The sequence below is a fragment of the Hydrocarboniphaga sp. FW305-C-57 genome (assembly GCF_058783045.1).
Map to the genome: position 1 here is coordinate 1 of NZ_JBYSYG010000023.1, position 15,013 is coordinate 15,013.

The following is a 15,013-nucleotide window of genomic DNA, read 5'->3' on the forward strand; positions in this document are numbered from 1 at the left end:
GATTGCATGCAGAATCAGCAGCGCCTTACGTGCCAATTCAGTCGACTTCTCGGGCTTTTTCTACAGCCTCAACGCCTAAGCTCAGCCGCGTATTTGCCGAAGGCAAATACGTCGGCTGGAGCAATTAGTTGGACCGGACTAGCACTGAAAGTACGGATGGAGATTCTCCCGAGGTTGCGCCACGTGCCAACTGCCACCCGTGTACTCATCTTGGAGCCTTGCGCCATCCCTTGTGTAGTGAATTTGCGAACCCATCGGTGCACCCAGCAATGGTAGGTAGTCACGTAGCACTTTGAGAGCGGAGTCGATGCTCTTGATTTCGATGTCTACACCACAGTATTCGATCGTGTCGTTGCCGTTCTCGTCTGCTTCTCCAAGCTGGCTTCCTCCACCTGAAACTGACCCCAGATCGCCTTTCCGTAGGACCTGATCCAGAGGACCTTCGTATTTGCTTCCACGGTCTAATGGTCCTATCGGGTCGGGAAGCATGAGGTACACAAACTGTTCCGCATTGAATACCTGATCACGTGGCCGATCTCGAAGAACAAGTCGTTTTAGGACAGACAAAATTCGCATCTCTTTTAGGTCCAACACCCTGCTTCACGCGCGGATTTGGCGCAGCGAAGCGAAGGCGAATACGTCGCGTGGAAGCTCTTGTTGGATCTCATTGCCAGTAGCTCCGGCCGCGCGTTAAGAAGCCAGGGTAGTTCTCGGTGCCTGCAAAGGAGCCCTGCAGGCCGGACTTAGTAACAACACCTGCAAATGACGCCGTGGGACAGCCTGACTGCGCTGAGGTCACAGTGAAACTGACGGACGAACCAGAAACCGTAAGCGGTACGACTTGAGGGGCGCCAGGCTCTCCTTCGGAGCATTGAACAACCGCCTGATACTCATTGCGGCTGTAAACAATGAAGACCTCGATACCTATGACATCTTCAGTAGCAAAGTGCATGTTGCTGTATATGCCAGTGACCCTCACCGGATCGGTGGCGTTTGCCGCCGATACCAGCGTTACAAGAGCGGCAACTGCCATGCCTTTCATGAGATCCAACTCCAATTAGGTAGAACGCAGAATCCGCCTAATCCGTGATCCATTCCGCACAACTTGGTCGAGACATTCATAACGATTTGATTCCAAAGGATTGCGGCGTTCAAAGGCGGACTGCATGGACGAATCGCCCAACCCGAGCACTCAGCTCCAGCTTCGGTTAAGTCACGCGCATCGTCAGACGCGAGGCGTGCCTACTTATCCGGGATGGTTTCGATGTATCCCTTGCGCTGTTTCTCCGCCAGTAGCTTCGCCATCTCACGCTCGGCCCGCTCGAGTGTTTCAAAGGATTTTGTGATTACCTGCCCCTTTGACCCGACTCGTCCGTACACAACCACTACATCGAGGCCGTTCACCCCGATCCGCCAGAACTTGTTGGACGTACCCTCCTGAATTCGGAATTCGCGTGTGGAGTAGCTCTCGCCTGCGGCAGTGGTGACGTCCGGCGTGGTTATGTTCGTGGCCGCAGCCTCAAAGGCCGCATCAGCTGAACCGTCAATCGACTCCTCCTCCGCTACGCCGTCGCCTGCAAGCACGCTCTCGATGCGTTCGATCACGCGCTGAGAATCACTCAGCCAATCGGCCGAGAGGACCTCGAGTACCTTCCAGCCGAATGCGCGAAGAATGCCGGGTCGGAAAACGTAACGCTCCTGTGCGTCTCTCGTGGTACTCGCGCTGTCCAGAAGCAGCCCCAACGCATATCCGTTACCCGAAGAATCCCGCAAGGCAAGGTCGCATCGGAACGTCGAACGCCCAACGTGTTCGTCGACGTCGTGACCTCGTGCACGGAGCGATCTCGCCAGGGCCTGTCGGAGCGCATCACGCGGAGCAGACTGCTGGAAAGCCACCTGCGCGCCGGCGTTGAGTGAGGCGAGTACCGACTGAGCCCGCACGCCATCACCTTTGGCGGAGCTATACGCGAACTGGAGGAATGACCGGAGCGCCGCAGCGCCGTCGTTGTGCGTGTTCGTGATGGCTTCCGCCCGAATCGTCGAAACCACCGCCATGCGGTGGCGGGCACGACTGAAGATCACGTTGAGGCGCTTCTCACCGCCGCGCTGATTGATCGGGCCGAAGTTCATCAGCATCCGCCCATCCGGGCCGGGGCCGTAACAGATTGATAGCAAGATGATGTCGCGCTCATCGCCTTGGACATTTTCGAGATTCTTGACGAAAAGCCCGTTGAACTGGCCATCATCCTCGCGGGTGTATTCGGCTTCGAGGCGCACCGCGAAAGTCGTGTCCTGTTCAGCTAGCGAATCGAGCGCCGCTTCGATCTCTGATTGCTGAGCTTCGGAGAACGCCACGATGCCCAGGCTCAGCTTGACATCGCGCATCAGCAGTTCCCGGACCATTCCAGCGATGTACGTGGCCTCAGGGATATTGCTGCGCGCTAGGTAGAGACCGTCACTGATCTGGTGAAAGCTGATGGCGCGATCGAGCAGCGCATCCACGCCCTTGGCCGCCGAGCTTTGATCGTCGGAACGCAGCGCGAGATCGTCGTCGCCACTGCTTTCGATGGACCGGTCTGGGATCGTGATCAGTCGCCCCTCGTAGAACGCGGCATTCGAGAAGCTGATCAGTGCCTCGTAGCGACTCCGATAGTGCCAAGCGAGCAAGGTGGCTGGCAGATTGCGTGCCGCTTGGTTGAGCAGGCTATCCGCGTCGAGCGTGATACCAACGCCGCGTTCGTTCTCTGATCCTTCCGCGACCTCTGCATCTCTGTCGGACGACGATGCGAAGAAGCTGGTCGGCGGAAGTTGCATTTCGTCGCCGACGATCACTACCTGCGGAGCTCGGCACAGGGCAGGAACTGCCTCTTCCATCGGGATCTGACTGGCCTCGTCGAAGATCACGACGTCGAACAGATCGGGGCGTAGCGGCAGGGTGTCGGAAACTGAGAGTGGGCTCATCAGCCAGATTGGCTTCAGGTCATCAATGACGCGTCCCGGATCTCCACTGGCGAGTTCTCGAATCGCGCGGTAGCGCATGCTTTTGCCGAACTCGTGCTCGAGTTCGCGACGTCCGGCGGCGTAATGTTTCTTAAAGAGCTTGCCTTCGGCGTCCAACTGAGTAGCCGACAGGGACGATTGGCGCACATTCTCAAGGAAGCGCTGGTGTCTCGTGGCCTGGATCAGCGCCGCATTCTGTGCCAGGACTGCCTTCTGGTCGGAGTGAGCACGCGCCGTAAGTTGAGTAAGCGTTGCCTCGTCGAATCGCGCCAGCTCGGGATATTCGCGCTGCACCCGGGAAAGGGTCTCCCATGCGACTGCCGTCTCCATCGGGGCAGGCGTGTATGGTTGCAAAAGCAGCAGGTTCTTCAACGCTTCAGGCGTCTGGTGGACCGCCTCCAGAAGAGGAAGAAAATCCGGCAGGTCCTCAAGGCGCTCGCGCAGATCCCTTAGCTGCTCGCCGATGTCCGCCAGGGACGTTGCCGGGTCTATGCGAAAGCTGGCGCCAAGCAACTTGTGCAGGAACGCGATCGGCTGCTCGGCGCGGGCCTCTTCACGTGCTTCGCGCGCTGGATCCGGTGACGCTGCAAGCTTCTGCCGAAGAGTGCGCAGTAGTGGCAACTGACGGATACGTTCACGCACGGTTTCGAGCGTCCGGGCGAAGCGTTCAGCATCGGCAATGCCATAGCGAGCCTGCAGCGCCTGTGTCGCATCGCGTTGGACTGCATGGGCGGCGTGCTCTTCAGCGAGCGATTCGAGGATTGTTCGGAAGGTCGGTTTCACCACATGCGGAGTGAAATCGTATGCGCGGAGTAAAACGCCGCGTACCCGCCACCAGGACGGCATGAACCAGCGTAGGAATGAGCCCTCACGCAACTTGACGAACCCGAGAGTCGACTGGGTCTCTTCCGGCGCCAACTTCTCTCGCCACTGCAGGTTCTTCGATACCGTCTGGCTAGCCGTCTCGGTGAGTTTTCGTACGCGCAACAACTCCTGGGTGAAAGCCGCCGTCTCCGGCGACTGTTCGTCCAGCAGTTGCGGGTGGGCGGCAGCTTGAGCGTCGGAGAGAATGCGAAGCGTCTGGGTCAGCGCCGCCGCCTCGGCGAGCGAGGTCTGACCGGTCAATAGCTGCGCATCGTCATCGAGCGGACCCTGCAATTCGTCTAGCAGGCGCTCGGCCTCGTCCAGTGCCGCTTCGATACGCTTGATTGGCGTACCGGCCATGAGCAGATTCCCGTGGATGAACCGGAAGGGATGCTCGGCCAGACTCTGGAGACCGAAACGCTCGCGCACGTATGCGTGCAGACGCCCGATCAGGTCACGGTGCTCGACAAAGCTACGATGATCCGGCAGCGCTTCGCGCTGTGAGGCAGTCAGCTCCAAGCCCGAAGGGCCGAGTTCGATCAGGCGTCGTAGCAGGGAGCGGACGTCGTGCGCCACCGAATCTGGAGCGGCCGACATCGCCTGGTCGAATCCTTCGATTCGGGATAGGGCAGAGTTCAGGCTCGCGAGTGTGGTGCCACGTGCGGTGGCGCGAAGCTCGCGCTCGTTCGGCTGGCGGATCCACTTCTCGTATCCGTCCCGAAGGTTGCTGACGAAGGCCTTTTTATCGGTCTGGGAGTCGTGAATCAGGCAGCACAAAGCTTCCAGCCCGCTTTGCTTGAGTCGATGGAACACGACGTCGAGGGCGGCGCGCTTCTCGCAGACAAACAGCACGCGACGATTGCGCGCGGAAAAATCGGCGATCAGATTGGTGATCGTCTGTGATTTCCCAGTTCCCGGCGGACCCTGGATGATGAAACTGCGCCCGGTTCGAGCCAGCTCTACCGCGGCGTTCTGTGTGCGGTCGCCTGCGACCACGCTCCACCGATCGTTCAGCGGCAGGGTCGGGGGCGCCTGCGTATCCACTGGGCGTGGCTCGATCGAAAACACGCGGTCGAAGGCCGGTACGTCAAGGCGCTCATCGATCAGTTGGTTGTAGTCGCTAACCAGCGACATCTTCTTGTAGTTGAAGTTGGCCAGCGTGACCTGAGTCAGATCAAGATCCCAGGCGTAGCGGTGGCCGGGATCCTCGTGCAGCGCGTAGGTTGAAGCCTCCGCGACATTACCCGCGGCCATGCTGGGATGACGGGGAATAGCGCCGCCGACGGCGGATCTCAGCGGCAGAGGGCGGTGCTCGATGTCCCGCCGAAACCAGGCAAGGCCTAGCGGGCGGAAGTCATCGGCCGCATAGCTGAAGTCCGGCATCCCCGGGGTGCTGCGTCGCCGCTCTCGCACCTGGCGTCGGCGTTTGAACTGCTCGATCCGTTGCATCGCCTTTTGATGGATGAGCTGAATCGAGGGCTTGTGCAGCAGACGCAGTTCGACACCCGGCTCGGAGCGGTGGATCTGAGCTTGAAGATCGGCATGAATCGATTCGAGTGACAGCTTGCCCAAGTCGATCGTCTCGGGGAGCTGGATGTCATAGAGCTGGCGCAGCCAGTGCCGCAATGCCGGATTGAACTCAGCCTCTTGCTCCGTGCACGACAGCACGAACTGGTCTCGTACCCCCTTGCGTTTATGCAGTTCGACCGGCAGCCATAGCAGTGGCGAAACAATGCGCGAGTCCGGATCTTCCTTGAGGTCGTGCCAGCGCAGAAAGGCAACCACCAGCCGAAGGTTGGAGAACCCGTACTCGGCGCGATCGCGACGCGTCTCCTGCAGGATTCGGTCAAGCGTCGGCGCCAGGTCCGGCTGGTCCTCGAATCTCAACCACTTCTGCAAGGACACCGCACTGCCGGACAAGATGTCCGCGGAGAACGTGCTGTCCCAAGTGGCGATCTGTTCCGGCTTAATGCTCTGGATCTGCATCACCAGTGGCACACTGGCCACTGTGAGGTTGGTGCTGGCCTGGGTCGGCCGGAAGTGCAGCAGACGGTTGCGCCGCGATAAGTCGAACAGCCGGTCGCGCAGGTGTGAGAGCAGCGTGGCTCGACGCGATAGCGGTCCTCGAGCGTCGCTCAACACCCGTTCGACGTCGAGTGTCGCCGGCTGGTCGCGCCAGGTCTCGAGTCTCTGCACGATTTCGGCTAGATCGGTGGCGCGGTCATGTCGGTTGAGCGCCGTCATTTCGACGATCACCGTTGCGACCACCGGATTCAAGCGGCGATTTAGGCGAAATAGGTCGTTGCGGTGGGCCGCAAACAACTCAAGATCATCGGCATCATAGAAGCTAAGTCCGCATGCCAGACAGGCTAGAATCTGGCCGAGCTGGAAGATGTCGGTGATCTCGTCGTGATGCCCCAGCATCAGTTCCCAGCATGCGAAGTCGGGCAGGTAGACCGGTCGCTGGAGCGTTTCGCTTGTTCCCGCGCGCTGCACCCGTAGATCCTGTCCTTCGATACCACCCTCGGCATCAATGGTGACGCGGGCTTCACCGACGATGTTCAGGGTCGAAGATGGTGGAGGCTGGATCGTCCGCAGGGCGCCGGTGCGCAGAACCGGGGAGACACCCTCGGGCCGTCGTAAGGCGAGCGTGCCATTGGGGTTGCAGAGGACATCGCCCCCCCCATTCATATCGGCTACACGTCCGTGCGCATGCAACTGCGCAACGCTGCGCATCAGTGGCAACACCAAGAAGAGCACATCGTCTGTCTGCAGCGAGGCGGTTGAATCGGCTTCCAACAGGTCGCGCAAGGTCGTAGATGCGGTCATGGTTTCACTCGGGCCCATTGCTTCGACAGCTTATCGAGCGCCCGCTTGTTCAAGCCCAGGTGCTGCTTGAGCGATGCGATCCACTCCTTTTCGCTACCCATATATATAGCCAGACGACCCGCCTCGATCAGGGCGTCATCCCGGATATCGGGGTCCACTAGCGCAAAGTCGAGCAACACCGTGCAAAGGAAGCTGCGGACGCTTTCATTGGCACCATCGTCCAGCAGCGTGCCCAGGTCCAGGGAAGGTTCTGCGGAGTTCAATCCTGGGAAGTACGCTTGCGCCTGCGTCGCGGTCCTCTCATTGGCCAAGCGTGGCTCCTGGAGTAGCCGGCAAATGAAGCGGCGGCAGAGATCCTGCAGTTGTTGCTGGCCGATGACGTCGAGCGACTCAAGGCTTAAGGGGCCTTCGATTCGTGCTGAGAGCCATGAAGCCAGATTATCGGCTGAGGTCCACCACGCATCGACAGCGTGAGCTCGCAGAAATCCCTCCGGGTGCGATTCCTGGCGAGAAGGAGTCTTTTCCCTGGCATCTACCTCTCGGGCCTGGCGCAAATAGGCCTCAGCGTCCACCGATGCGATTCCCGTTTGGATCTTCACCAGGGTGGAGATGGCCGGGTGGGTGGAATTCGCCGCAAGGGCAGCCCCACGGTCGGCGAACACCTCGGTATAGAGCGAGTAACGACGCGCGGTTTCGTGAAATGCCGGTGCGGCGGTGGGATCAGCACTTGTCTGCTGCAGCACGCGATCGGCCGTGTGGAACGCCCCTCCCTCGATTGTCCAAAAAATGTGATGAGACAACTCATGCCCCATCAACGCCAGCAACTCGGGCTCGGATAGCCGCTCCAGCACCGGTCCAAAGAAGACCACGTGGGCCTCTTCTGGAAGGAAGAACAGCGAGGCATTCATCGGACCATCGCCGCCTTGATAGAGCGTCACCGGAATCGTCAGACCCAAACGTTGGGCGGCCAGCACTCCCGCGGCAATCACCCTCGGATGCGACTGGTCGGTCAGCCGGTAGGTGTGCCGTAACAGGTCGGCGCGCACAGCATCGGCGTGGTCTTCCTTGGCGCGTACCGAGGACGCCCATTCCCAGACTTCGGGCTCGATCGAGCGCAAGCGTTGTACCACCGCGCGGTGATACTCGAGCGGCTCAATGGTTCTCGGACTGTGCTCCACAGTCACGTGAGAATGCTCGCGGGTCCGACGACTAGCCGATGTTCCTGTACATCGGCGACCAACACTACTAGTGCTGCGAATGACTTGCGGCCGACCATGCATGGAGTCGCATCGGAAACACCTCGTCTGAAGTGGTGTACGGCTGAGGTGAGCTCGAGCAGCGCTGTATCAACCATCAGCTGATGACCTCTGCCACCAGATACACCGATGCGGTCCGTGCACCCTTCAGCCACAAGCGATAGGCCAAGAACATTTCCCCTTAGGAATTTCTCGCACATACGATATCAATCGAGCGTCCAGGCCAAAAGCTTGTCATGCAATCGACTGATGAGAGCGCCACTCGGCACGCAGACTCCTACGCCTTGCACGTGCTGGTCAGGCAGTCGCAATGCTGCAGATTGCGCAAGGATGCAAAATGACAATCAGCTGAGCAACCGCAGCATTCAAACTGATCGTTGGAGAAGTAGTGCTATCACGCACACTTGAATTGTGCTTGGTTGCAGGCCAAAAGCCGCTCGTGGACGAACCCAATGGAGCTAGTCGATCTCGCTTATCCGTAAATGCGGTTTGTCTAAATTGTTGCTCGGATCCTTGCTCATCCCTCACCTTCTAACTGGCAGTAAACGCAACCAAGGGGCGAGCAAAATATCGATCTCATCCCAGAGTTCATAGTGTTCCCCATTCGGCCAGAGGCGATCACGTTTTGCCTGATTTGCGGGTGATGTCACCTTGAATCGACACGTTATTGAAGTGACTTTCGGCAACCGATTTCTCGATCTGATGAGCTCAGCGACACAACCAAGTAAAGGGGGCGCGAGTGGAAAAGGACTACCGCATCAACAGTGCAGAATTTTGGTACGAACCCAATTACACGGGGGAGAGCTTCAAACATAAGGTGCGGTCGGACTTCACCTTCCCGGAGAATTTGCCGCGAGAGTTTCCATTTCAGTCCATGAAGCTCCCTCGGGGCGCCAGAATCAACTGCCGCGAGCCGCACATTTTTGAACCCATCATGATTGGGCCTGGCGACTACCCGAACGTTGGTCAGCAGTTGGCGAAGTGCAGGGAGTTCGCTGTGTTTTATGACGATGACACCGCAGCCTACATTCGCATAAAGCTTGTCGGCGCTAGAAAGGAAGCCTACACACTTCAATTCGACGCGCAAGGCCTAGACGAACTAATCGTTAAAAATTCCGAGGTCGGATCGAAAGAAGACAGTCACGTGGGGATCGTGCTCACCGACGACATCATTCGATGTGACCTCAGAATCCGTGATGTCGCCACGAATGTGTATCTGGCCACTGGCGCCTGCAATTTCAAACTAAGCCTCAACATGTTCCGAGACGTGCAGATCGAAATCCTCGACCTGCAAATGGACAATCACGTTGAGAAGGTTCGAGTCACTGTCAAGGGCGACACCCTTGAGCGTTGGAGCGAGCTGACATTTACTGTTGAGGATGAGCGCTAGTCGCACGAGGCTGGGATGATTCCAGTCGCCAGACGTTCCAACTTCCCTTTTTGCTTGGCCCTGAAGGGGCTTTGGAACGCTGGAAGTCCCATGGGGGCAAGGTGGCCAAGCAGCGAACCTCGTAGGTTTGGAAAGCATTAAAACGGGGTGGGAAGGGCTGCGGCGCTGCGCTTCGAATCGACACGTTGTTGATGTCACTTACCGGGTCGTGTCGAGCAAGGGATCGTGCCGCCGTTCTTCGCGTGCTTGGCCCTCCCTTTCCGTGGCGGGTTCCGCCAGCCGCTTTGAAACGGGGGGCGAACTCGGCGCTGCGAGCGCCGACGGTGTCGGGCCTTCTCTCCCTTTGGACGGAACGGTCGTAAACCGCCGACATCGTGATTCTCATGCGTTCGAAATAACCCTCTTCGCGAGCTTCGGCGACAGTGGTTTTCTCGCCGAGGTGGTTTCGCCGAGACTCAAGGGACGATTGCGCTCGTGCTCGTGCTCGTGCGCAGCGCGAGCACCGGACCGTGTCGAACGATCAGCAGCGCGGCTATCGAAGACGGCGGCTTGGCTACGCGTCACCAGGCGCAGCCGATCGGAGAGGCCTTCGGCCTCAATCCGATCGAGCGTCGCCGGCATGCCGCGAACGGCCCGCTGGTGCTCATAGCGTTCGAGGATGCCGAGTTCGGACAAGCGCGGATTGACGGCGAGACCACGGGCGTCGACGGCGAAGCCGGCGCCCCGGAAATCTCGCGGGGTTGCAGCCACTTTGTTGGGATCACGCATGGTGCCTTCGACCACAATGCTGTAGCGGTTATCGCTTGCGTACGCGATGGATTTTTCGATCCAACGGGCGGTGTCGCGATCGGTATAGAAGGCGGCCGTCGTGTCATCGCGACGGAGCAGCGCCGCATAGCGGAGCTGGTAAGGGCGAAGGTCGTCGCCGACGAGTTTCGCCGCTCCGCTTTGTTCGCGCAGCTCAGAGACGGCGAACTGGACGGCTGCGGATTTACCGGCGCCGGGCTGGCCTCCGAAGATGACCGCAACCGGACGACGCGATGCAGTGGCGCCTTTGAAAACGTGGGGATTGATGCGGCGTTCGAAAATCCGTTGATGGTCGGATTCGGAGAGGCGGTAGCGATCAGGATCGAGCGTTTCGCTCATGCCACATGGGGTTTGCCATCAACGCCCAGGTGCTGGCGAATCATGGGCGCATAGTGATCGATCGCCCGTTGAACACTGCCCGGATCCGTCGGCGAGAGCTGATCGCGCTCACGCGCCAGGCGCCGGCATTCGGCTTCGAGCTTGTCGAGCTTCTCCGCATTCGGCTCGGCTTTGCGTTCTTCGACGTCGATGGCGGACGTGCACAAAGCGATCATGTGATTGATCGTCTCGCAGGCCACTTCGTAATTGACGCCTTCGCTGACGGTCCAGGGCATGTCGGAAGCTCCTTCGAACGTGCCCACTATGATTCCTTCCCGGCCGCAGCAAAGTCGTTTGGATCGACATTGCACAAACGCGCAATGCGATTGCGTGGGTGGGATTCGCCTTGTTGAGTGGTGCCTACGGCCGGAATCGAACCGGCATGCCCATACGAGCGGGAGATTTTAAGTCTCATGCGTCTACCAATTTCGCCACGCAGGCAATGAATCAAGGGCTATCCGGAAAGTCGGCAACGTCTAGTTGAGTTCTTGGAAAGCAAGCCCGACAACCGCAGGCATACTAACCCGTCTGGCACTGACAACTCAGGCTTCGAGGGGCAGCGCCACCAGTCGGACACCGAGGGCGGTGCAGACGCGCTGGACGGTGTCCCAACGCGGTTGGGCACCGGGTCGTAATGCTTTGTAGAGCGCTTCGCGCCCGAGGCCCGCTCCTTGCGCGATCTCTGCCATTCCGCGGGCCCTGGCGACGGTGCCGAGCGCCTGAGCCAGAGCGGGCGAATCGTTTTCTTCGATCACCACCGTCAGGTATTCGGCGATGGCGCGTTCGTCTTCCAGATGCTCGGCCATGTCGAACTCAGGCAGATCCGCGATTTTCGTCTTTGCGCTCATGATTCGCCCTCGATAGTCGCAGCCAGCAATTTGGCGGCCTTGATGTCGGCTTCTTGAGTCGACTGGTCTCCACCGCCCAACATGATGATCAGCACGTCTCCACGCTGCTGGTAGTAGAGGCGCCAGCCGGGTACGAAAAACTCGCGCATTCCATAACGCCTTCCCCGAAAGGTTTGACGGTTGCCGGGTTACGCTTTTTCGATACGCCGCGCGGGCCGTCGACGGGTCAAGCCATCTTTGACGAGGCCAAACCACGGCTGAAATTCGTTCGTCGGCCGGACCGCGTACATACCGCAGTTGTATTCGATCGAATACAAAATTCTAGTTGAGCGCGCACTTATGGAGGATACGATCAGTCTGGACACATCAGCGCTGATTCAGCATTGCGACGCGCTCTGCCGCAGGTGCGGGTACGCTTGCGGAGCGCGGAACCGATCTGGTTGCCGTGGGATTCAAGAACTGACGGGTGCGGCGCCCGGCGACGGAACGATGCGGGCGATGGAAACGGCAGCTGTTGCCGCTATTGCAACGAATGGATCCATTGCTTCGGCGGTGGGTGCCGCGTTACTCACGGCGGGCGTCAAAGCTGGCCTAGAGCATTTCAATGATAGTGGATATGAATAATGTCTTTTTCGGGTTTTTTGTTTGGTGATCGCACCGTTTGCCCTAACTGCAAGAAGCCAATGTCTGTCTTGAGTCAGATTTCTTCACCGCGAGGCCGGGGTGGTTTTCCTTGTCCAAACTGTAAGGAACGGTTGGGTTTTAAGCGGAGTTACACGATCGGTGAATTGGTCGCTCTGTTTGTCTGCATTCGATTTATGCCACTTCCCAATGTGACCCCAAATTTTGGGCCAACCTGGTATGGCATGGTCGCTTCAGGAATCATCTCCGTTTTGGCGTTCGTGTTCCTCATGCGAGCTGCTTTAACGAAGCCGATGTTGATGATCGAAAGGCCTGACGGCCAGCAGGAATAAGTAGCGAGTGTCATCACGAGCGCCCCCCTCGGAGGGCGCTTTTTTTGTGCACTTTTTCGACCTCGCAGTCTTCTCATTTCGCCGACGATCCGGTGATGACCCCACGCAGCGCATAGAACGCTGGCAGCGCGCAAGCCTTCGATTTCGGGCAAGGCGGAGCGCGCGAGCACGTTCCCGAGCGAATCACCGTCAGGACTAAACAGGGAAACCACCCCGCGACGATCGCTGCGGACCCCGCTGCTCCGTTTTCGCGCTCGATCCGAATGCCGAGCGCCGCCACAGCTCGACCAACTGGCTCAAACCCGCCCCCCCCCGCGAACACGGCAAGGGGAGGGGCATCTCGGGGAGAGCGCTCCGCCTCGACCGCACTGTTGCGGTAGTGCGATTGATCCCGAAGGGCGAGACGCGCCCGCTTGCGTCCACGAATCACCTCGTCGAACCGCCATGGTCAGGGCAGACCTGACGACTACATCACATCGCCGTATTTTTTTGCAGGTTACGTATTTCTTCGCAGGCGTAAGACTTAGTGCCGGAAGTTGCGTCCGATTCCAGGGAGGGAATCGAGTATCGAAGGGGCTCTATCTGGAGGGGAAAGAGCCAGTCACGGTGTGACTTCAGGGCCATGAACCCGACTTCGAACTGGGACGTCGTTCGCAATGGATTGTCGGGGTAGGGGAAGCCATCAGCATCATGAAGACTGCGTCAGAACTTCGAAAACATCGATACCAATGCCGCCAGGGAGTGCGGAAAGCGTTAGAAAGAAAGGGGGTCAGGATCCGGCAGTGGGCTGATCAAAGAGGGTTCGACGTCCGCGTGGCCTACGGTGTGTTGTCAGGCCGACTGGCCGGCTCCTCGGGTGAAGCGAAGAAAATCGCCATAGCGCTCGGCATCGACGCCGAAGCGGAGCCCAACCGGGAGCCTGAGCAGATCCAGCTGGAATTGAAGTCCCGTTCGGGCCAGCACCCTATCGACGAGGTGCTGCCAGTGTCGGCGCCGCTGGTGCTACTACCCGAGATCGCCAAGTTGCTCGGCTTGGGCTGACCCCAACCCGTTGCGCATGCGCAACGGGCCAAGAGGAACAGGCGAGCCCTAAAGGCGGGGCCCGAATCAACGCATAAGAACTCTTGGCGTGCGGTCGGTGTTCAGCCGCCTGGCAACGCATAAGAACTCTTGGGCGTCACATTTCGGACATAGACCGGGTGCCTCTGCCTGGGGTATACGGCTCTCCAACGCATAAGAACTCCCGGAAGGGGCGTATGCGATTTCCCCTGGCAAGCTGTCTGACCTTGGTGTTCTTAGGCGAGCGGACATCGGATGACGTCTCGCTGATCGACAGGCGGTCCCGAAACCGCACTCGCTGCACTTTCGCGGACACGCCATGGGGTGCACCTCGTCTTCCTGCTGGCATTGCACCCCACAGGTTAGTCCAGCCCTCAGGCTGCATCGCGATGTGTGCGAAAGCCTCTGGCGACTTTCATCGGCCACACGCATTTGGTGGGAGCATGACGCAGTGCATCAATAGCTACCCGCTTGAGGAATGCGGAGGCGAACCGAAATGGAGAGGGTTTATAAAGCACCTGATGGTCATTGAACAGAAATAAAATGACGCTTCCTAAAGATCTTAAAGATATTAAGTTGCTGACAAAGCTGAGGCGCTTCTCGGAGGCGCTCGACGCTTGTGAAGATTTGATCCATAGCAACCCCGATCAAGCGACAGAGATTCTTCGACATCGCGCTTTAATATTTTCACTGCAAGGAGACTACGAACGCGCCGTACAAGATCGAATCCCTGTTCTGGAGTCTGATCCGAATCTAGGCGACTACTATTTAGCGGCCGACAACGCGCTGTCTGCCAGCCACTTTGAGCTTTCGGCAAAATGGTTCAAAGATGTGTTACGGCTCGGGAGCGAGCGCAAAGAAGCGTGGTTTGAATCTGCCGCCCACTTTTTGCTGGCTTATGCCGAGATGGAGCTACGTGACTATGACAATGCTCTCGCGAGCTTAGGTCAAGCGGTTACCATCGATCCTCAAGTAAAAATGCCCATCCCCCACCTGGGAATGCGGGATGGGCACTGGCTTGAACTGGAAATTAAAAAACGAAAGAAATGAAATTCTCAGCAATTTCCCAAGCTTTCGGCTGATTGCTCGCTACATTACACGCGGCAGAGTACAGATCAGCAGTACCATCAGACGCCTGCGTTTATCAATCGCCACCAGCATACGTGGCTGAAAACTAGGCACACTAGCCGGAGCCGAGATTTTTCAGGGAAAGTGAGCCGTCCATAGTGTCCGCCTTTTGTGCCGCAGTCCTTCGGAATCAAATTGTTATGAATGTTTCGACCAAGTTATGCGGAATGGGGCACGAATTAGACGGATTCCGTGTTCCAACTAATTGGTGTTGGGCGTCATGAAAAGAGATAAGTCCTGTACTGTCAGCCCGCATTTTCTGCTCTGCGTTCTAGTCGTAGGTGGTTGCGCATCTAGCCCAGCTCAGAAGGAAATATCGAGTTTCGAGCAGCGTCCGATGAGCGCTGATCTGATTGAGAGTCTTCGGAAAGGAAAGGCAACTTCTGCGGGCGGGCCATTCGCACCCCCCCCGCGTCAGAATAGTTGTCGTCCCGATAGACTTCTTCCTCGGGGGCGAAAGGACTCAATGACGTGGCTCGA

Annotated in this window: 11 protein-coding genes and 1 tRNA gene; 3 read left to right on the top strand and 9 right to left on the bottom strand. The window is 58.4% G+C overall.

The window, feature by feature from the left end:
* Positions 1-664: 664 nt before the first annotated feature.
* The 3 genes from AC3WUM_RS24880 to AC3WUM_RS24890 form a co-directional block, all read right to left on the bottom strand.
* Positions 665-1,042 carry a hypothetical protein gene (locus tag AC3WUM_RS24880; RefSeq protein WP_492414002.1) on the bottom strand — a complete coding sequence of 126 codons (378 nt, stop codon included), beginning with the start codon at positions 1,040-1,042 and terminating at the stop codon, positions 665-667.
* 200 nt (positions 1,043-1,242) lie between these two features.
* On the bottom strand, positions 1,243-6,693 hold the full coding sequence (locus AC3WUM_RS24885) for a DUF4011 domain-containing protein (protein WP_492414004.1): 5,451 nt from the start codon (positions 6,691-6,693) through the stop codon (positions 1,243-1,245).
* Positions 6,690-7,877, bottom strand: a complete 1,188-nt coding sequence (locus tag AC3WUM_RS24890) for a M48 family metalloprotease (RefSeq protein WP_492414007.1) — start codon at positions 7,875-7,877, stop codon at positions 6,690-6,692. The genes AC3WUM_RS24885 and AC3WUM_RS24890 overlap by 4 nt, the downstream gene beginning before the upstream one ends.
* 811 nt (positions 7,878-8,688) lie before the next feature.
* Between AC3WUM_RS24890 and AC3WUM_RS24895 the strand changes: the two genes are divergently transcribed.
* The gene (locus AC3WUM_RS24895) at positions 8,689-9,339 is read left to right on the top strand and encodes a hypothetical protein (protein ID WP_492414009.1); all 651 of its coding nucleotides are present in this window, start codon (positions 8,689-8,691) and stop codon (positions 9,337-9,339) included.
* Positions 9,340-9,720: 381 nt separating this feature from the next.
* Here AC3WUM_RS24895 and AC3WUM_RS24900 read toward each other — a convergent pair whose 3' ends face one another.
* The 5 genes from AC3WUM_RS24900 to AC3WUM_RS24920 form a co-directional block, all read right to left on the bottom strand.
* Complete coding sequence (locus AC3WUM_RS24900; protein WP_492414011.1) at positions 9,721-10,485, bottom strand: zeta toxin family protein; 765 nt, start codon at positions 10,483-10,485, stop codon at positions 9,721-9,723.
* Positions 10,482-10,760, bottom strand: a complete 279-nt coding sequence (locus tag AC3WUM_RS24905) for a hypothetical protein (protein ID WP_492414013.1) — start codon at positions 10,758-10,760, stop codon at positions 10,482-10,484. Before AC3WUM_RS24905 ends, AC3WUM_RS24900 begins: the two co-directional genes overlap by 4 nt.
* 118 nt (positions 10,761-10,878) lie before the next feature.
* Positions 10,879-10,965: transfer RNA gene (locus tag AC3WUM_RS24910), tRNA-Leu, on the bottom strand.
* 101 nt (positions 10,966-11,066) lie between these two features.
* On the bottom strand, positions 11,067-11,372 hold the full coding sequence (locus AC3WUM_RS24915) for an addiction module antidote protein (RefSeq protein WP_492414015.1): 306 nt from the start codon (positions 11,370-11,372) through the stop codon (positions 11,067-11,069).
* On the bottom strand, positions 11,369-11,521 hold the full coding sequence (locus tag AC3WUM_RS24920) for a hypothetical protein (RefSeq protein ID WP_492414017.1): 153 nt from the start codon (positions 11,519-11,521) through the stop codon (positions 11,369-11,371). Before AC3WUM_RS24920 ends, AC3WUM_RS24915 begins: the two co-directional genes overlap by 4 nt.
* Positions 11,522-13,036: 1,515 nt before the next feature.
* On the opposite strand from AC3WUM_RS24920, the gene AC3WUM_RS24925 reads away from it, so the two are divergent.
* Complete coding sequence (locus AC3WUM_RS24925; RefSeq protein WP_492414018.1) at positions 13,037-13,387, top strand: helix-turn-helix domain-containing protein; 351 nt, start codon at positions 13,037-13,039, stop codon at positions 13,385-13,387.
* A 561-nt stretch (positions 13,388-13,948) separates the two neighbouring features.
* Positions 13,949-14,455, top strand: a complete 507-nt coding sequence (locus tag AC3WUM_RS24930) for a tetratricopeptide repeat protein (protein WP_492414019.1) — start codon at positions 13,949-13,951, stop codon at positions 14,453-14,455.
* 371 nt (positions 14,456-14,826) lie between these two features.
* On the opposite strand, the gene AC3WUM_RS24935 is transcribed toward AC3WUM_RS24930, so the two are convergent.
* Positions 14,827-15,013, bottom strand: a 187-nt coding sequence (locus tag AC3WUM_RS24935) for a hypothetical protein (protein WP_492414021.1), incomplete at its 5' end; no start/stop codon positions are given.